This is a genomic window from Pseudomonas auratipiscis, assembly GCF_036324085.1.
Taxonomy (GTDB): Bacteria; Pseudomonadota; Gammaproteobacteria; order Pseudomonadales; family Pseudomonadaceae; genus Aquipseudomonas; species Aquipseudomonas auratipiscis.
The window spans coordinates 147834-165548 of sequence record NZ_JAZDCU010000008.1 but is presented as its reverse complement, the minus strand read 5'-3'; the positions used below and the strand labels follow the sequence as shown (position 1 = coordinate 165548).

General features: G+C 59.2%; 14 protein-coding genes, 1 pseudogene and 1 riboswitch. Of the genes and pseudogenes, 6 read left to right on the top strand and 9 right to left on the bottom strand.

What is annotated here, in order from left to right:
* The first annotated feature begins 54 nt into the window (after positions 1–54).
* A complete protein-coding gene (locus V0R60_RS13655; protein ID WP_330079868.1) occupies positions 55–1260 on the top strand; it encodes an MFS transporter in 1206 nt (401 codons plus the stop codon).
* An 84-nt stretch (positions 1261–1344) separates the two neighbouring features.
* Here the strand turns inward: V0R60_RS13655 and V0R60_RS13650 are convergent, their stop codons facing one another.
* The 9 genes from V0R60_RS13650 to V0R60_RS13610 form a co-directional block, all read right to left on the bottom strand.
* Positions 1345–2037, bottom strand: coding sequence for a sensor histidine kinase (locus V0R60_RS13650; protein ID WP_330079867.1), 693 nt, complete (start codon positions 2035–2037; stop codon positions 1345–1347).
* Positions 2034–3641, bottom strand: a complete 1608-nt coding sequence (locus V0R60_RS13645; protein WP_136478135.1) for a response regulator — start codon at positions 3639–3641, stop codon at positions 2034–2036. Before V0R60_RS13645 ends, V0R60_RS13650 begins: the two co-directional genes overlap by 4 nt.
* Before the next feature lie 97 nt (positions 3642–3738).
* Positions 3739–3915, bottom strand: a complete 177-nt coding sequence (locus tag V0R60_RS13640) for a diguanylate cyclase domain-containing protein (protein ID WP_136478136.1) — start codon at positions 3913–3915, stop codon at positions 3739–3741.
* 164 nt (positions 3916–4079) lie between these two features.
* Positions 4080–4670, bottom strand: coding sequence for an MliC family protein (locus tag V0R60_RS13635; RefSeq protein ID WP_330079866.1), 591 nt, complete (start codon positions 4668–4670; stop codon positions 4080–4082).
* 73 nt (positions 4671–4743) lie between these two features.
* The gene (locus V0R60_RS13630) at positions 4744–7467 is read right to left on the bottom strand and encodes a LuxR C-terminal-related transcriptional regulator (RefSeq protein WP_136478138.1); all 2724 of its coding nucleotides are present in this window, start codon (positions 7465–7467) and stop codon (positions 4744–4746) included.
* A gap of 206 nt (positions 7468–7673) precedes the next feature.
* The gene (locus V0R60_RS13625; RefSeq protein ID WP_136478139.1) at positions 7674–9038 is read right to left on the bottom strand and encodes a DUF1329 domain-containing protein; all 1365 of its coding nucleotides are present in this window, start codon (positions 9036–9038) and stop codon (positions 7674–7676) included.
* Positions 9039–9065: 27 nt separating this feature from the next.
* Positions 9066–10949, bottom strand: a complete 1884-nt coding sequence (locus V0R60_RS13620) for a DUF1302 domain-containing protein (protein WP_136478140.1) — start codon at positions 10947–10949, stop codon at positions 9066–9068.
* A gap of 337 nt (positions 10950–11286) precedes the next feature.
* A complete protein-coding gene (locus V0R60_RS13615; RefSeq protein ID WP_136478141.1) occupies positions 11287–12969 on the bottom strand; it encodes a fatty acid--CoA ligase in 1683 nt (560 codons plus the stop codon).
* A 123-nt stretch (positions 12970–13092) separates the two neighbouring features.
* Positions 13093–13722, bottom strand: a complete 630-nt coding sequence (locus tag V0R60_RS13610; protein ID WP_136478142.1) for a LysE family translocator — start codon at positions 13720–13722, stop codon at positions 13093–13095.
* 142 nt (positions 13723–13864) lie between these two features.
* Here V0R60_RS13610 and V0R60_RS13605 point away from each other — a divergent pair.
* The 5 genes and pseudogenes from V0R60_RS13605 to V0R60_RS13585 all read left to right on the top strand — a co-directional run bounded on the left by V0R60_RS13605 (position 13865) and on the right by V0R60_RS13585 (position 17703).
* A pseudogene (locus V0R60_RS13605) lies at positions 13865–14442 on the top strand (NAD(P)H-dependent oxidoreductase).
* Between the two features lie 12 nt (positions 14443–14454).
* Complete coding sequence (locus V0R60_RS13600; protein ID WP_330079865.1) at positions 14455–14826, top strand: MerR family transcriptional regulator; 372 nt, start codon at positions 14455–14457, stop codon at positions 14824–14826.
* 26 nt (positions 14827–14852) lie between these two features.
* Positions 14853–15818, top strand: a complete 966-nt coding sequence (locus V0R60_RS13595) for a 2-hydroxyacid dehydrogenase (protein WP_330079864.1) — start codon at positions 14853–14855, stop codon at positions 15816–15818.
* 51 nt (positions 15819–15869) lie between these two features.
* Complete coding sequence (locus V0R60_RS13590) at positions 15870–16868, top strand: class I SAM-dependent methyltransferase (protein WP_136478146.1); 999 nt, start codon at positions 15870–15872, stop codon at positions 16866–16868.
* A gap of 38 nt (positions 16869–16906) precedes the next feature.
* A riboswitch (yybP-ykoY riboswitch) is annotated at positions 16907–17028 on the top strand.
* A gap of 87 nt (positions 17029–17115) precedes the next feature.
* Complete coding sequence (locus V0R60_RS13585) at positions 17116–17703, top strand: TMEM165/GDT1 family protein (protein ID WP_136478147.1); 588 nt, start codon at positions 17116–17118, stop codon at positions 17701–17703.
* The last annotated feature ends 12 nt before the right edge of the window (positions 17704–17715 follow it).

Genomic DNA, 17715 nt, shown 5'->3' with positions numbered 1-17715 from the left:
CGCCCTAAGGCGCGCTTTTTTGCACCGCGTGCTAGCCAACCAGGGATTACCCCGATGAAAAAAACAATAAACAGTTTTCTGCCTGAAAGCTGGAGTCTGGTGTTCTCCGCTGCAGGTTCGGCCTACGGCGTCGGCCTTCTAGGGCTGTGGGCGCTGCCGTTCCTGATCAGCGCAATTATCAATGACCTCAAGCTCAATGAGGCACAGGCCGGCATTCTCATGTCAGCCGAATTTGTCTTCACCATGCTCGCATCGTTGCTGGTTGCGCCCTTCATGGGGCGAGCGCCGCGACGCACATTGGCGCTGCTCGGCACCTTGCTGGCCATCGCTGCCAACCTGGTCAGCGCGAGCATGACCGAGCTCTATTCGCTGGCTGCCGTACGTTGTGTGGCGGGCATTGGCGCGGGCCTGGCGCTGGCTTGCGGTAATGCGTGCGTTTCCAGCGCCAAGCAACCTGACCGAATTGCCGGGCATATGAACGTTCTGTCGGTGCTGCTGATGATCGTGGTGATGCTCGGCTACGCCAAAGTCATGGCCGCTTATGGTTTGCCGGGGCTGTACTACGCCATGGCCGCAACCATGGCGGTGATGTTGCTGGCGATTCCGGCGATGCCGCAACGGGCGCCGGTGGTGGCTGCGCCTGTGAATCTGTACGCTAGTAAGGGTTCGGGCAATATCCTGCTGAGCTTGCCTGCAATCTGCATGATGTTGGCCATGTTCGTCTTCCAGGCACGCGACACCATGGGCTGGGCGTTTGTCGAGCGCATTGGCACGATGGTCGGTTACAGCGGAGATGAAGTCGGCGTGCTGCTGTCCTTCCAATCCTTCGTCGGGTTGATCGGCCCGTTGCTGGCAGCCATGGTCGGCAAGCGTTTCGGTCTGAGCACCCCGGTGATCCTGGCGATTCTGCTGACTGGCGCAACCAGTTTGAGCTATGTACTTGGCGAGCACTCCAAGACCTTGTACACCATCGGTGTGATGACCATCTGCGTGACCTACTTCTACGCCCTCAGTTACCTCACTGGTCTGGCTGCGGCGCTGGATCGGGAAGGCCGGGTAGTTGCGGCGGCAAGCAGCTTCCTGAGCCTGGGCCTGGCTGTCGGCCCGGCGATTTCCGGCGGCTTGATTTCGCTGGGTGGATTCAGCCTGGCGGCGTGGGGAATTGCCGTCACCGTGCTGCTGACCTTGCTGCTGGTGATAATCCCACTGGCGAGCATTCGTCGCGAAGAGGCTGGTTTGAAGCTGGCTGCAGCGATCTAGCCAGCCATCGTTTCGCAGGGTAAGCCCTACCGTGTGCGGCAAGACCGCCGTCACCCGGTAGGGGTCGATTGGCCCCGCGATAAATCAGGGCAGATACAGTCTGAACATGCCACCACCCAAGGCCCCGCCATTGGCGATTTCGATCCGCCCACGAACACCATTGCGCTCGTGCAACGCTGCGATCTGCGCAGCAAAGTACAAGCCCAAGCCCGTACTACCCGTCTGCGCATCGATACCTTGCACATAATCCTGCTGACGTTCGAGCATGCGCGCAGAGAAGCCCGGGCCGTCATCGTTGATGCTCAGTACTAATTGATCATCTTCGTCAGTCACCATGATCAACAGGGTATGACCGGCATAGCGGATAGCATTGTTGAGAATGTTGGCAACCACGGAACTGACCAGTTCACGGTCGAAAAAACCCAATGGGCTGGCCGTCTCGATGCGCCAGCTGGCAAGGATATCGCGGTGCTGGAGCAGGTTCTGCTGGGCCGCCAATTGCGCTTCGATAAAGTCATCCAGCTCATGGTAGTCCGGGCACATCGGTAACTGGTTGATGCCGAGCTTGTACAACCCCAACAGTTGCACCAGCATGCCATTGAGGTGGGTGAATTCATGCTCCATCACCCCCTGTTCGCTACCACTACGCTGGGCTTCTGGCAGACGTGCCAACCACTGACCATGTGCCTGGGTCAGGGCCGACAGTGAGTTCTTCATGTCGTGTACGGTGGAGGCGATCACCGTGGAGAAATCCAACCCCTGATTGTCCTGGTTCATGCGCCAAAAGCCCGGATGTGCAGTTTGCGGTAACGGTCATAACGACTGTCGCTTTCGGGGATGCCGGCGACGCAGGTCAGGCACGCTCGGCATTCCTCCATGATTGCCGGTGGCGGCGTTTCCCCACCTATGCGCAACAAGGCCTGGGCGGTATTGAGCGCGATACTGATGTTCTTCGGTTGCAGGCTCAACGCGCGACGGAACTGCCCCAACGCTTCACTCAACTCACCCGCTTGATAGCTGCGAACGCCTTGACGGTTAAGGTCCACCGCTTCGGTCACCGCGCCGAGCACCGTCGGGTCCTCAGTCAGGCGCGACACGCTCTGCATCACCTTGGGATCGTCTCCGTAGGTTTCCACGCAGCTTTTCAGAATCGAAGTACCAGCCGATTCCTGACCCAGCTTCTGCAACTGGCTGGCCACAACCAGTGCGGCCTCAACGGAGAAAAACTGCTCCATCTTGTCCAGCCGGGTCATGGCTTGTTCAGTCAGTTTGGCAGCGGTTTCCGGGTCGCCGGCCTGCTGCAGGCTGGCGGCTTTCATCAACCGGGCACGCACCTGCAAACCTTGGTCTTCGACGTTTTCCTTGGCGACTTCGCTAAGCACGGTGTTGATCTCCACACGCGTGCGCGCATCGAGGCCGTTGCCAGCGTTCTTATTCATCAGTGCCTGGACCAGGCCGAGGTTACTTTCCGGGTCTTTGTATCGAGAACTCTGGCCCTGGCTGACTGCATGCCGGTAAGCCTTGGAAGAGGTGTCGAAGTCATCGTTGCTCAGCGCCAGCTTGCCCAGCATCATTTGCCGGCGCACCGCCAACGGAGACAAACGCACCGCTTCCTCCAGGACGCCCTGGGCGCGCTTGCTTTCCCCTTGGGCGATCAGCACCTCGGCCAACCCGTCGTATAGGCCCGGCATCATCGGGAAGGCTTTAAGCGCCTGCTCATACACCCCTTGGGCCTGGGCCAACTGGTTGCGCTTGTACAGCAAGCTACCCAGGGCCGCGTAGGCCCAAGGGGTGGCCCGGCTGGAAATAATACTGGTGAGAAACTTGCCCAGCTCATCGAAGCGGTTCAAGTCGCGCAGGGCATCGGCGCGGTAGCGCAGGCACAACGGCGCAAAGCGCGGGTCTTTTTTGCACAGCTCGGCGCACGCCGCCAGCACCTCGGCTGGGCGACCACGATCGAGGGCCTGCAGGATCGGCTTGAGCAAGGTCTTGCGCTGCACCAGTTTTTCCAGGCGCTGGGCCAGGCCAATACGGTTGAATGGCTTGGTCAGGTAGGCATCCGGCTCGTGCTCCAGAGCACTGAGAACGATGGCCTGGCTGGTTTCGGCGGTGACCATGAGAAACACGCACTCATGGCTGATCAGCTTGTCGAGGATCAGGTCCTCGAGCACTTGCTGGCCATTCTTCTTGCCGTCCCCAAGGTGAAAATCCTGAAGAATAAAGTCGTAGCGTTTCTGTGCGCACATGCGCAGGGCCTGCTCACCACTGTCGGCTGTGTCGACATCGCGCACACCCAACTCACGCAGCATGGAACGGGCCGAACTGCGAAAATCCGAGAAGTCGTCGACGATCAGAAAACTTTTTTGGCTGTAGACCTGCATCCACGAAACCTGACATGGCAAAAAATAAGAAGGATGCACAGAGCTCAACAACCTCAGCCTGGCTTCGCGGGTAAATCCAGGGACGACATCAGCATCGTCACCCTTGGCTTGTGGTATCGGCCGGGCGCAGCATTTGCTTGAGCTGCTTGGCGGTAAAGGTCAGTACTTGATCACCAATAGCAGGGCCATTGCGGTCATTGATCACCTTGAAATCGTTCAAGTCCAGAAACGCCAAGGCGCCGCGAGTGCTGTTGCGCACCTTGTCCTGCGCCACCTGCGTTGATAACGCTCGATATCTTCACGCGCAACCACGCCGGACGTGCTCTGGCGCAGGCCCGGATCACGGCGTCGGCGTCATGAGCAAGCGCTCAACGATGATAGCTAGTAGCCATCATCCTGGATCCGCACTTGCTCGTAAAGCTGTGGATAAAAGAAGCCTCAGCGAGCAACCTGGCAGGTCATCTCCGAGCCGTACCATTTCACTTTGGCTTCGCCCTGATGCTCCCAGAACTCGACGCCCTGGCTGCCATACTTGCTGCCACTTGCCGCCGGCTGGGCAATCGCGATGGTCTGATCACCGCCGTAGGTGAGCACCGCCGCTTGTGGCTCGAGCTGGTTGTAGAAGACCGCGGTGAAGGGCTTGTCGTTGTTGCTATCGTCACAGTCAAACTCGACCGCTGGCGGTACTTGCACAGCACCAGACTGGATCTGTAGTTTGACGATGCGCACCTGATATTGCTCAAGCACACAGGCATCGGCGTCAGAGGCTTTCCAGCATTCGTCCCGGCCTTTGATCCAGCCCCGTTGGGTTGCCTTGAGTTGTTTCTGTCCGTCGCTATCGGCCTTTGCCAGCATTTGCTTGTACAGCGCGGAAAGGTCTCGATCAAGTTTGCTCAGTTGCGGGCTCTGGCAGACTTTGAGCTCCATACCCTGCGCTTTGTCGCAAGAAAACGACGGCCCTTCAGTTGCCTGTACTGCACCTGCGCAAAATAAAGCGGCCAGCAGTAGTTGCGTACGCGCGCGGATCATGGGTGAAACCTCCAGCAAAAAATAATCTGCCAGAGAGTACAGCAGATATTTTTCCCCTGCCCTTATCCAATCGTCAGGCCAGCAAACCCAGGGCCTTGGCTCGAGCGACAGCTTGGGTCCTGCGCTCGACGCCCAGTTTGCTGTTGATATGACTGGCATGGGTCTTGACGGTATGCAGCGAGATAAACAGACGCTCGCTGATCTCCTGATTGGAGCAGCCCTGGGCGATCAACTCCAGCACCGACTTCTCGCGTGCACTCAACGCTTCACAACTGCCGCCCACTGCCTCCGGAATGTCCTGAACCGGTAGCAGCGCCAGCAAACTGGCTTGCGCTGCGCTAGCCGGTTGCAGCAGCAGCTGTTCGCGCAACCATTGCGGATGCTCGTTCAACAAGCTTTGAAAAGGTTGCAGGGCGCCACCTCGCGCCGCCTCCAGGCTCAAGGTCAGCAGGTCACGGGCTTGCGCCGGGTTGTTGTTGCCCAGCAGCAAACTTGTCCACTGGCATAGCGCGGTGACACAAAGCATATGCCCACCGCTTGCCTGTCCACGTGCAACCAGCGCCTGCAGACGTTGACCGGCCTGTTCCAGGCGCCCCAGGGTACGGTCGAGTGAGGTTTGCAGCACCTCGATATGCAGTGGCAGCAAGGGATGGAACTCCGGTGCTGCAGCAGGCTTTTTGCCGCCGTAGGTCTGCCCCAGACGCAACAGCCAGGACTCGGCCAGGTCGATGCGCCCCTGGGCCAACCAGAGCTCGCACTTGATCAAGGTGATCATGGCCAAGTAGAAAATCGGTGGCACGTCCCATATGTGCATCAGCCGTTCGGCTTCGGCCAGTTCGGCAAACGCTTCGGTGAAGCGGCCTTCGCGGCCATCCAGCGAAGCGATCACACAGTGGCCGATCAACACGCTGATGTCGCGACAGGCTCGCGCTTCGATCAGCCCCGCCCGCAGGCGGCTGCGTCCGGCCTCCGGCTGCAGGCGCGCAACCAGCAGATAGCCTTCGTATAACGTCAAGCGCGCTCTTGCCGCATACAAGCGTTGCGCCGACAGCCCTTGCAGGCGTTGCAAGCCCTGACGCACTTCATCCAGCGCGCGCAGCACCTCGCCACGGGCATGCAGCACCCGCGCGCGATCGTAATGAGCAAGGGCTTCGAACAGTGGGTTGCCGATCCGTTGCGCCAGTTCCAGCGCTTCGCGGTTCCACGTGCGTGCCCGCGAAAAATCGGCATCGGCAATGGCCAGGTTCGATAGCGTCGACAAGCACACCAGACGCTGGCCGTAGCGTTTTTGCGGCAAGCTGCGCAAGGCTTCTACACAGAAGATGCGGGTACGTTCGCGATCACCACGACCGCGAGCGATCACTCCACTGAGCGCCAGCCACTGCGCCAGCATCGATTTCTGTGCGGTTGCCGAGGGGGCCGGCAGAAACCGACTCAAGTGGCTGGCCAGTTCTTCGGCGGCGTCCAGTTGCCCAGCCAGGCCCAGGGCCCAGCTGTACAAGACGATCAGCCGTGGTGTGCTGATCAGCAAGCTGTCAGGCAGGTCCATTTTCCAGCGCAGCAACATACCGACGTTCTGTTCGGCCAGCAGTTGCTCTTCAGAAAGGTTCTGCACCAGGTTGGCGGCGACATCCAGGTGTCCCGCACGCAATGCCTGCTCGACTGCCTCGTCAAGCAATCCCTGGCCGTGGAACCAGCGACAGGCGCGCAAGTGCAAGCTCGAAAGCGGCAAGCTGGTTTGACGGCTGCGCAGCAGGTCGGAGAACAGGTGATGGTAACGATACCAGCGGCCATGTTCGTCCAGCGGCACCAGAAATACCTGATGCGCCTGTAGATAACCGATGATCTCGGCACTGTCATGGCTTTCCCGCAGCGCATCGCACAGCTCACTGCAGAATCGCTCCTGACAGGCTGTGTCGTTGAGAAAGCCCTGTACTTCGGCAGGCAGAATGTCGATCACTTCTTCAAGCAAATAATCGCGAATCAAACCCTCGCCACCATGCAAAGCCTGCGGCAACGCGTTGTCGCCGCCCGATTCGCTGACCGCCAGTTGCCAGAACCTCAGGCCGGCGATCCAGCCGTCACTGCGTTGAATCAGATTGTCCAGCGCCTGACCGCGCAAACCGCTGGGTTGTTGTCCCAATACAGCCAGCGACTCGTCGGGTGTCAGACGCAGGTCCTGCTCGTTGAGCTCGAGCAATTGTCGCGACAGGCGCAGCCGCGCCAGGTGCCAGTCAGGGCGCAGGCGGCTGGTTACCAGCAGGACCAGCCCAGGTGGCAGATGGTTGAGGAAGAACTGCAAGCAACGGTCGAGCACTGGCCCCTGCACCAGATGGTAGTCATCGAGTACCAACAACAAAGGATTTTGCGGCTGCAGGTGACGGGCCAGCTCATCGAGCAGCCCATCGAGCCATTCTTCGAAGGCAAAGGGTTGGTGGCGCTGGCGCATTTTGAGCAGGCCCAGTGACTGGTTGCCCACGGCCGGGCAAACCTGCTGCAAACCTTCAAGCAAACGTTCGAGAAAACGTCCCGGGTCATTGTCGCGGCGGCTCAACCCCAACCAGAGACTGCTCCAGTGGTTGGGCAGGCTTTGGCAGAACTCCACGGCCAGCGAGCTTTTGCCGAATCCTGCTGGTGCTGTCACCAGCAACAGGCGACCACCCAGACCAGATTGCAGGCGCTGGCACAAGCGCGCCCGCGGCACGTGCCCTTCGGGCAGTGGCGGACGATAGAAGCGTCCTTCCAGGACGTTCATGGCCTGGCTGGCGAACCCTTGCGTACGGGACAGATCAGTCATGGCCGGCTCGTTTTAGTTAGAGAATCTTCGGCAACACAGATCTGGGCAGACTAGCGGTTATAAACGCGCATTTGAAGATGATTGCGTCGTCTTGCCGAAAAAAGACTACAACAAAAAGCGACAGTTCCTATCCCGCTCCCACCTGCATAAACAGAAACGCCCCGGCAAGCCGGGGCGTTCTGGGAGATCACAAGGAGGTTTGAAACTTAGCGCACACCTTCCTGGCGAAGCGCTGCAGGCTGGAAGTCAGCCTTGACTGCGGTAAACCCGAAGTCGTAGGCCTTTTTCTCTTCGTTCTTCATGCCCAGTGCCAGATAACGGCCCGACTGCAGGTCGTAGATGGCTTCCAGGGTGTACCACGGCACCTCGACGTTGTAGTAGTCCTGGGAGTGCGCTTCGGACACACGCCACAGTTGGTTGCGACCGTCGTACTGGTCGATCACTGCCGCTTGCCAGGTGTCTTCGTCAATATAGAAGTCACGTTTGGCGTAGATGTGACGCTGACCCGGCTTGAGGGTAGCAACCACGTGCCAGACACGGCGCAGCTCATAACGGCTCAGGTCCTGGTTGATGTGACCGGCCTTGATAATGTCGCTGTATTTGAGCTTTGGATCGTCAAGCTTGTAGCTGTTGGAGGCGATATACAGCTCTTTCTTGCCTTCCAGCTTCCAGTCGTAGCGATCCGGAGCACCGTTGAACATGTCCAGGTTGTCGGAGGTACGCAGGCCATCGGCGGCAGTACCCGGACCGTCATAGGACACCTGTGGCGCCTGGCGTACACGACGTTGACCGGCGTTGTACACCCATGCCTTACGCGGCTCTTTGACCTGGTCGAGGGTCTCGTGGACCAGCAACACGGTACCGGCCAGACGCGCAGGCGCCGTCACCTTCTGTTTGAAATAGAACAGGATGTTGCCAGGGTTGCTCGGATCGTAATCCTTCATCCGGTCACGGAAGACGAATTGATCCTGGAAATACACCAGGCTGTACGAGCCATTTTGCTGCGGCGTGGCCTGGGTTACCAAGCGAGTCACGCTGCCACCACGGTAGCGGGTGATGTGGTTCCAGATCACCTCCACGCCGCTTTTCGGAATCGGGAACGGCACTGCTGTATCGAAGTTCTCCAGACCGTTACCGCCGCCTACCAGGTTGGTGCTGGTGGCATTTTTCTTGATCGCGGCAAACACTGCATCCGGAACCGTCGAGCCGCGGTGAGTGGTGTACACCGGGATCTTGTAGGTGTCCGGGTAGCGCTTGAACATCGCTACCTGGCCAGGCGACAGTTTGTCCTTGTACTGGTCAACGTTCTGGGCAGTGATGGTGTACAGCGGCTTTTCACCCGCGTAGGGGTCAGCAAGAAAACCTTTGCTATCAACGGCGCCGGCCGACTTGGTCAGCGGTTTCCAGGCACTGATCGAACCATCGGCGTTACCGGCCTTTTCCGCGCCCATTGGCGTCAGGGTCGAACCCAGCTTGGCGGCCTCGTCGGCGGACACCGCCGCCATGACACTGGTGGCCAGCAGCGACAGGCCCAGTACACCGGCTTGCAGCAGACTCTTGGTCATTTTCATGTTTATGCTCGTCCTGAATCGGTGTTCTTAGAAGTTCACGCCAAGGCTGAGGGCGACGAAATCGCGATCATCCACAGTGCTGTACTTACCATCGAAGAAGTTGGTGTACGACAGGCTGGCGGTGTAGGTGTTCTGGTACTCGGCGTCCAGACCCAGGCTGACTGCCTTGCGGCCTTCCTCGAAGTTGCCACCAGGACCCGGCGAGTAACCGGAAACGTCATGGGACCAGGCTACGTTAGGCTTGAGGTTGACCCCGGCGAAGACGTCGTTGTAGTCCCAGATGGCGCGAGCGCGGTAGCCCCAGGAAGTGCTGGTGGTGAAACCGTCGTTCTCGCACTTGCGTGAAAGGTTGGCCGAAGAAGCGTTGTTGCCCGCACCGGCGATGGTTCGGCTGTTGAGGAACTCACAGGTACTGACCGGCCCCGTAGGCTCCAGTGGCCCCGGACCAAATACTGGGTCACGGCCGTAACGCATCTTGTGCGCACTTTCCAGACCACCCACGTGAGTCACACCAACTTCACCGACCACGGTCAGGCGGCTGGCGCCCATGACTTGATCGAAGAAGTGGGTGAGCGTTGTCTGGAACTGGGTGATTTCCTTACGGGTGTAGCCGTGCTGGTCCTGGCCTGGAACGCCTTTGAGCAGCGAGGCATTGCCAAAGCCTGGGATTGGCGTGACACCGGAGTAAAGAATGTCCGTGGTATTGAGCTGAACTGGCGCGTTGGGGCGGTAGCTGAGCTCACCGCTCCACGCGGTGCCGGTGGACAGCGTGGTGGAGAAGCTCAGGCCGTAGAGGCGGATGTCTTCCGGGTACTCGACGAAGTACTGCGAGTTACCGGCGACGATCAACGGCGCCAACTGCGCCAGCGGCCCCTGAAGGTTGCTCAAGCCGGCATAAACCGAAGGATCAGCACCGGTGGCACTGAAGATCGGTGCGCGGCTGTGGTAGTTCATGAAGTAGGCGCCAAACTCGGTGTCCAGCGGCTCGAACATGTAGCGCAGTGCCACACCGAACTGACCACTGTCACGGGCATCGCGATCCGGGCCACGGGCTACCTTCACCCCTTCCTGGTTGATGTCGACACCTTGGCTGGCGAGGAAGCCCAGCGCTTGTGGCGACAGGCTGCGGCTGCTGTTGAGCAGGCGCAGGTTGTCGGTACAGCCGTCGGCGATGACGTCAGGTTGCGAGAAGAAAGTACCGCAGTTATCAACAACGGTCTGGTCCCATTCGATCTGGTAGAACGCTTCAGCCGACAGGTTGTCGGTGAGGCTCTGGGACACATAGAACATGTTGACCGGGATCAGACCTTCCTTGACCTCGGCACCTGGGCGACGGAAGGCGGCGACGTCGATAGGGTTGATCGAGTTGATACCACCGCCAATGAAGGTACTTTCACCCCAACTGACGACTTGCTTACCCAGGCGCACCGAGCCTGGCTGATCGGCAATGGCGTAGTTGTGATAGACGAAGGCGTCGAGAATCTCACCACCCGAGGACTTGGCGCCCTCTTTGCGGTTGGAGTCGCTGATATCCTTGAATGGACGGCTTTCGTCCTTGAGCTCGAAGTCGTACCAGTACTTGCCGCGTACGAATACACCGGTATCACCGTACTTGAGTTCCAGGTCGTGAATGCCCTTGAAGATCTTCGAAAAGGTCTCACCGCTCTTGAAGTTCAGGTGACCATCGTCGGAGGTCTGCGACAGACCCTGACCGCCGTTGTTGACGCCGATCAGATTCTTGTTCGGACTCTCCGTCGACCAACTGGCGCCGACAGACAGCGAGGAGTCAAACGACCCTTCAATTTCACCGATGTTGAAACTGACGCCGAATGCAGGACCGGCGAGCGTAGAAGCGAGGCTGACAGCCAAAGGCAGTTTCGCCCGGCGCCAGAACAGATTTGCTGATGTCATCGACGCTACTCCATGTACTTTCTTTATTTTTATGGCAGTGAGTCCTTTGCAGAAACGCCTCGTTCGACAGGTGTGAGCGCACCTTGTACGTCGAGCAAGTGGCTAGGCACATGCGTGTGCTGCCCCCCATTCCTGAAAATCCCCTGACCCGACTATAGCCAGCAGGTACTTCTGCTTGATCCCTCTAAAGTGTGATTTGCATGTTTGCCCCAGTGGCGTGGTTGTTGAACCGGCCACAGCGCTGGCGAGGGGAAGAATGGCCGAAAAACGACATTTTACAAGGTTGGGATGCGTCTAGCCCGCGGATCGCGCCCAAGCAGGCGCGACCCAGGGCAGGTCACAGCGTCGAGAGAAAGGTACTGTTACTGGCTTGCCATTGAGTGATGTCGAGACGGATACGCTTCTTGTCGAGTTTGCCGACGCTGGTCTTGGGAATTTCAGTAACAAGGGCAATCTGACTCGGAATCGCCCACTTGTTGATGTGGCCAAGCTCCACGAACGGCTTGAGGTGCTCCTTGAGTGCCTTGGCATCGACGCTCTGCTGCTCATGCACCACCAACAGCGCAAAAGGACGCTCACCCCACTGAGGATCGGCCACGCCAACCACCGCCACTTCGCGGATCGCTGGATGGCGACTGATCAGGTCCTCCAACTCCAGCGAGGAAATCCACTCGCCCCCGGTCTTGATCACGTCTTTGATGCGGTCGCGAATATCGATCACGCCCATGCTGTCGAGCGTAGCCACATCCCCGGTGTGCAGCCAGCCTCCCTGCCACAGCTCGGCGCCTTTCTCCGGCTCGCGGAAGTAACCCATGGTCAACCAAGGGGCGCGCAGCACCAACTCACCCTGGGTTTCACCATCGTTCGGGAGGAAGTTGCCCTCACCGTCGACAATCGCCGATTCCACCAAGGGCACCGGTACACCCGCCTTGATCCGATAAGTGATGCACTCATCTTCGCTACCGGCCAGCAGCTCCTCGTTGAGGTGGGCACAAGACACCAGCGGACAGGTTTCGGACATACCGTAGGCCGCCGTCAACTGAATGCCATGGGCTTTGGCTGCCTCGTACAAGGCTCGGTTCAGGGCGCTTCCGCCAATGATGATCTTCCAGCCGCCAAAGTCCTGCTCTTGCGCGCCCTTGGCATTGAGCAGCATTTGCAAAATGGTCGGCACACAGTGGGAGAACGTAACCTTTTCCTTGCGCCACAGTTCACACAGCAGTTCCGGTTCGTAGCGCCCCGGATACACCTGCTTGATTCCCAACATGGTCGCCACGTAGGGAATTCCCCACGCGTGCACATGGAACATTGGCGTGATAGGCATGTAGACATCGTCACTGCCCAGCAGGCGCACGCTGTCGATACTACCGGTAACGGAAGCGGCAGCCAGGGTGTGCAGAACCAATTGCCGGTGAGTGAAATACACACCTTTGGGGTTACCGGTAGTACCGGTGGTGTAGAAGGTGGTGGCTACCGAGTTTTCGTCGAAATCGGGGAAGTCATAGACCGGGCTGGCCGCAGCCAACAGCGCCTCGTACTCGCCCACAAGATTGGGCAGGTCGGCGGTCTTGGACTCGGCGTCGGTCAATAGCAGGGTCTTCTCGACCGTGGTCAGTTGCCCTGCAATCGCCTGGTAGAGGCCGACGAAATCGCTGTTGACCAGCACGAAGCGGTCTTCGGCATGGTTCATGGTGTAGAGGATCTGATCCGGTGACAGGCGCACGTTGATGGTATGCACCACCGCGCCAATCATCGGGATGGCGAACATGCACTCCAGATAGCGATGGCTGTCCCAATCCATCACCGCCACCGTATCTCCAGCCTTGACCCCGGCTTCGGTCAACACGTTGGCCAGGCGCGCAATACGCTCGTTAAGGGTCAGGTAACTGAAGCGCAGTTGATCGCGATAGACGATTTCGCGGGTTTTCTCGTAGCGGCTGCCTGACAACAGCAAACGCTTGATCAACAGGGGAAACTGATAAGCGCCCTCGGCGGGAGGAATGACACGAGTCTGCAACATAAGGGTCCCTTTTCTGGAGTGCACGTGCTGGGCAAGACATGGCCCACTCTAGAACGCCCTAACGCCGGCTAAATCAGCCAAAGGAATGATTTAGCCGGAGGTGTGATTACAGGCAATTTGCCATCAATGCATCTCGGTAAAAGCGATTTTCACACCCAGGGCAATCAGTACCGCGCCCATGGTGCGATCAAACCAATGTCCCATACGAGCGAATCCGGCGCGTACGCGCTGCTGGCTGAACAACATGGCGACCAGACAGAACCACAGACCGGTGGCGGCGGCCAGATAAACGCCATACCCGGCCTGAATCGCCAGCGGGGTGTGCGGATTGATGACCACGGTGAACAGCGACAAGAAGAACAAGGTCGCCTTCGGGTTCAAGCCATTGGTCATGAAGCCTGCAACAAAGGCTGCGCGTGGTGTGCGCTCGACCGTGGAGGCCTGCACTGTCTCGCTGCCGGGTGCAGCCGGGCCGGCGCGCAGAGCTTTGAAACCGATGTACAGCAGGTAGGCCGCTGCCAGCCATTTCAAGGCATTGAACAGCACGATCGACTGCGACACGATCAGACCGATACCCAACAGCGAATACCCGACATGCAGAAAGATCGCCATGCCGACGCCAAAGGCAGTCCAGGTGCCAGCGCGCCGTCCATGAGTCACGCTCTCGCGCACCACCACGGCAAAATCAGGACCGGGGCTGGCCACGGCGAGCAGGTGAATCAGGGCAACCGTCAAAAATTCAGCCCAATACATGGGGGCTCCTTGCGCGAAAAGGGAAATACAAAGAACACGTACATTACGCCCTCGACATACCATGTAACAACCTGTGAGCCGCTTGACTCTCCCCTTAGGGGCAGGCGCTAGCGTGGCTGCTTTACATCACAGGCCGCCTTCAATGAACAAACGTGTACTGGTGATTCTCGGACATCCCTCGAGCCAAAGTTTCTGCGCCGCATTGAGCAGCGCCTATATCAGTGCATCCCGAGCGCTTGGCCATGATGTGCAGGTACTGGAGTTGGCACGCTGAACTTCGATCCTCTGTTACGCCAGGGGTACCGCCAAGAGCAGCCATTGGAGTCCGATCTGTTGCACGCGCAGGCACTGATAAGCTGGGCGCAACACCTGGTGTTCGTGTTCCCCATCTGGTGGGGCGGAATTCCTGCCTTGTTGAAAGGTTTCCTGGACCGTGTCCTGCTTCCAGGCTTCGCTTTCAAGTACCGCAGTGACTCGCCCTTCCCCGAGCAACTGCTCAAGGGTCGCAGTGCCGATCTGCTGGTGTGCATGGATACACCCCCTTGGTACTACCGCTGGGTCTACCGAATGCCAGGTCTGGAACAGATGCGCCGTACGACCTTGCGCTTTTGTGGAATCAGGCCAAAAAAGACGCTAACGTTTGGCCCCATCATCAGCTCGACCGCAAAGCAACGCGATGCCTGGCTGCAACAGGCCCGCACGCTGGCCGGCACCGGTTAAAAGGGATTTTCGATGTACATTGGCAAAGCGGCGCAGCTTTCCGGTGCCACGATCAAATGCATACGCCATTACGAAAAGATCGGTCTCCTCCCCCCGCCTCGACGCCAAGGCAACTATCGCATCTACGATCAACAGAGCGTTACCCTGGTCAGCCTGATCAAATGCGCGCAAAAGCTCGGTTTCAGTCTCAAGCAGATGCAGGCGATGGTCGATGGCAACGATCCCGGCGCATTACCGTTGGCTCGCATTCACCAGGCCGTTGCCAGCAAGAGCGCCCAACTACAGGCCCAAATTGCCGACCTGCAGCAGCAACAGCAAAACCTCGAAGCTTTTGCAGCGAGCCTTGAGCAGACCCGATACGATTGCTTCAGCTACCCGACCTGAGCCCGACCGACCTTACTGGAGCTTCCATGTCTGTCCCACGCCGCGCCGTATTTCTCGACCACCACTCCCTGGACCTGGGCGACCTCAATCTGGATCGCCTGCGCGGTTGTTTCGACGAGTTGCAACTGTATCCGGCGACCGCCCCTGAGCAGGTAGCGCAGCGCTTGCAGGAGGCGACCGTGGCGATCAGCAACAAAGTGATGATCGATGCCAGCACCCTGGCCGCCTGTCCTAACCTGAAACTGATCCTGGTGTCCGCCACCGGCACCAATAATGTCGACCTGCAGGCTGCGCGGGCTCACGGCATTGTGGTGAGCAATTGCCAGGGCTACGGCACGCCCTCTGTCGCCCAGCACACTCTGGCCCTGCTGCTGGCACTGGCCACTCGCCTGCCCGACTATCAGCACGCTGTTGCCGCCGGGCAATGGGGCAAGGCCAAGCAGTTCTGCCTTCTGGACTTCCCTATCGTCGAGCTTGAAGGCAAAACCCTTGGCATGCTCGGTCACGGTGAGCTAGGCGGTGCCGTTGCTCGCTTGGCAGAGGCCTTTGGCATGCGTGTTCTGCTAGGGCAATTGCCGGGACGCCCGGCTCGTGAAGATCGCCTGCCCCTGGACGAACTGCTTCCCCAGATCGACGCCCTGACCTTGCATTGCCCGCTCAACGAACACACGCGCAACCTGATTGGCGCCAAAGAGCTGGCCCTGCTCAAGCCCGGTGCGTTTGTAATCAATACGGCCCGGGGCGGCCTGATCGACGAACAAGCCCTGGCGGATACGTTACGGGCAGGTCATCTGGGTGGCGCTGCCACCGATGTGTTGAGTGTCGAGCCCCCAGTCGATGGCAACCCGTTACTGGCTGCTGACATCCCACGGCTGATCATCACCCCGCACAGCGCCTGGGGAGCCGTGGAATCGCGCCAGCGCATCGTCGAGCAGTTGAGCGAAAACGCAGAAGCCTATTTTGCCGGCCGTCCACGCCGACAGGTCGGTTAAGCCACGCCCGGCTCTGCTAAACTGCGCCACTTTTTTCAGGAGCCGCCATCCATGGACCCGCGCAGTGAAGTGTTGCTTCGTCAGGCCGAGCTATTCCAGGGCTCGCTGTTGCTGGCCGGTTTGCCTGCCGACGACCTGCTCGGCAAACTGCCCGCAGCACATGGCTGGTGCTGGCACGCCGGTGACCAGACGGCTCTGGATGCCCGCTTTGCAGGCCGTAGCCATTTTGGTGTAGAGGCACCCGCCGAGCATTTCGAAGCGGCTGTGCTGTTTCTGCCCAAGTCCCGCGACCTGGCCAATTACCTGCTCAATGCCTTGGCCTCGCGCCTGGCAGGCCGCGAGCTGTATCTGGTGGGGGAAAAACGCGGGGGTATCGAAGGCGCGGCCAAACAACTGCATGCCTTCGGCAAACCGCGCAAACTCGACAGCGCACGCCACTGTCAACTGTGGCAAGTCACCGTCGAGCACGCACCCGACGCCAAACCGCTGGAGAGCCTGGCCGAGCGCTTCGAACTGGACATGCCCGAAGGGCCGTTGAAGATCGTCAGCCTGCCGGGTGTATTCAGTCACGGCCGCCTGGATCGCGGTAGTGCCCTGCTGCTGGAAAATCTTCAGCAATTGCCGGTCGGCCACGTTCTTGATTTCGGCTGCGGTGCCGGTGTGTTGGCCTCGGCGCTCAAGCGCCGTTATCCCCAAAGTCGGATCACGCTGCTTGATGTCGACGCCTTTGCCGTCGCCAGCAGCCGCTTGACCCTGGCTGCCAACGGCCTGGAGGGAGAGGTAATCTGTGGTGACGGCATCGATGCTGCACCTTACGATCTGGATGTGATTCTAAGTAACCCGCCGTTCCATACCGGGGTACACACCAATTACCAGGCATCGGAAAACCTGCTAAAAAAATCAGCCGATCATCTGAGAAAAGGCGGCGAACTTCGGCTTGTTGCCAACAGCTTCCTGCGCTACCAACCGCTCATCGAAAGTGCGCTGGGCAATTGCCAGATACGGGCCGAAGGACAGGGCTTCAAAATCTATCAGGCAACACGCGGTTAAAATCAACCCTTGCCGAAACGGATTTGCCTAGGCAGAATCCGCTCCGTCCTAGGGGAGTAGTCTCCCGCGAGCACCCAGCTCGCCCGGTACGCGTCAACATACTTGGTCAACAGACCATGGCGCGTGCGACCCACGGTCCGCATAGACGGACCCAGGGTTTGACAAGACCTATGACACGAACACCTTACCCGGGGCGGGAAGGCTGTACGTGTCATAGCCGTGTCGACCCGCCCCCGTAGGAACCCTGATGCTGGAATCACTGCTCGTCCCAACCGCGATCGTGGCCCTTGCCGAAATTGGCGACAAGACCCAATTGCTCGCGCTTATCCTTGCCGCCCGCTTCCGCAAGCCTTGGCCGATCATCGCCGGTATCATCGCCGCCACCCTGGCCAACCATGCTGCTGCTGGCGCTGTCGGCGCCTGGTTCAGCACTTTCTTCTCTGCAGCCACCCTGCACTGGATTCTCGCTGCCAGCTTCGCTGCCACCGCCCTGTGGACCCTGATTCCAGACAAAATGGATGACGACGAAGCCAGCTCCGCCCGGCGCTTCGGGCCTTTCCTGACCACCCTGATTGCGTTTTTCATCGCCGAGATCGGCGACAAGACTCAAGTCGCCACAGTGATGCTGGCCGCCCAGTATCCGCACCTGATCATGGTTATCATCGGTACCACCCTGGGTATGCTGATTGCCAACGTACCGGTGGTGCTGGCGGGCAACTTCGCCGCAGAAAAGCTGCCACTGACCCTGATTCGTCGCCTCGCATCGGCGGCCTTCTTTGTCCTGGCTGCCGTGGCGGTGTACTCAGCGATGGAAGTCAGTGGCTGGATAGGCTGACTGTTCGTATCA

What these genes read in the sequence shown, in the direction of transcription:
- V0R60_RS13595 (WP_330079864.1), top strand. Translation starts at nt 14,853, where the DNA reads ATGTCTGTCCCACGCCGCGCCGTATTTCTCGACCACCACTCCCTGGAC.
- V0R60_RS13625 (WP_136478139.1), bottom strand. Translation starts at nt 9,038, where the DNA reads ATGAAAATGACCAAGAGTCTGCTGCAAGCCGGTGTACTGGGCCTGTCG.
- V0R60_RS13635 (WP_330079866.1), bottom strand. Translation starts at nt 4,670, where the DNA reads ATGATCCGCGCGCGTACGCAACTACTGCTGGCCGCTTTATTTTGCGCA.
- V0R60_RS13650 (WP_330079867.1), bottom strand. Translation starts at nt 2,037, where the DNA reads ATGAACCAGGACAATCAGGGGTTGGATTTCTCCACGGTGATCGCCTCC.
- V0R60_RS13610 (WP_136478142.1), bottom strand. Translation starts at nt 13,722, where the DNA reads ATGTATTGGGCTGAATTTTTGACGGTTGCCCTGATTCACCTGCTCGCC.
- V0R60_RS13655 (WP_330079868.1), top strand. Translation starts at nt 55, where the DNA reads ATGAAAAAAACAATAAACAGTTTTCTGCCTGAAAGCTGGAGTCTGGTG.
- V0R60_RS13600 (WP_330079865.1), top strand. Translation starts at nt 14,455, where the DNA reads ATGTACATTGGCAAAGCGGCGCAGCTTTCCGGTGCCACGATCAAATGC.
- V0R60_RS13585 (WP_136478147.1), top strand. Translation starts at nt 17,116, where the DNA reads ATGCTGGAATCACTGCTCGTCCCAACCGCGATCGTGGCCCTTGCCGAA.
- V0R60_RS13615 (WP_136478141.1), bottom strand. Translation starts at nt 12,969, where the DNA reads ATGTTGCAGACTCGTGTCATTCCTCCCGCCGAGGGCGCTTATCAGTTT.
- V0R60_RS13630 (WP_136478138.1), bottom strand. Translation starts at nt 7,467, where the DNA reads ATGACTGATCTGTCCCGTACGCAAGGGTTCGCCAGCCAGGCCATGAAC.
- V0R60_RS13620 (WP_136478140.1), bottom strand. Translation starts at nt 10,949, where the DNA reads ATGACATCAGCAAATCTGTTCTGGCGCCGGGCGAAACTGCCTTTGGCT.
- V0R60_RS13590 (WP_136478146.1), top strand. Translation starts at nt 15,870, where the DNA reads ATGGACCCGCGCAGTGAAGTGTTGCTTCGTCAGGCCGAGCTATTCCAG.
- V0R60_RS13645 (WP_136478135.1), bottom strand. Translation starts at nt 3,641, where the DNA reads ATGCAGGTCTACAGCCAAAAAAGTTTTCTGATCGTCGACGACTTCTCG.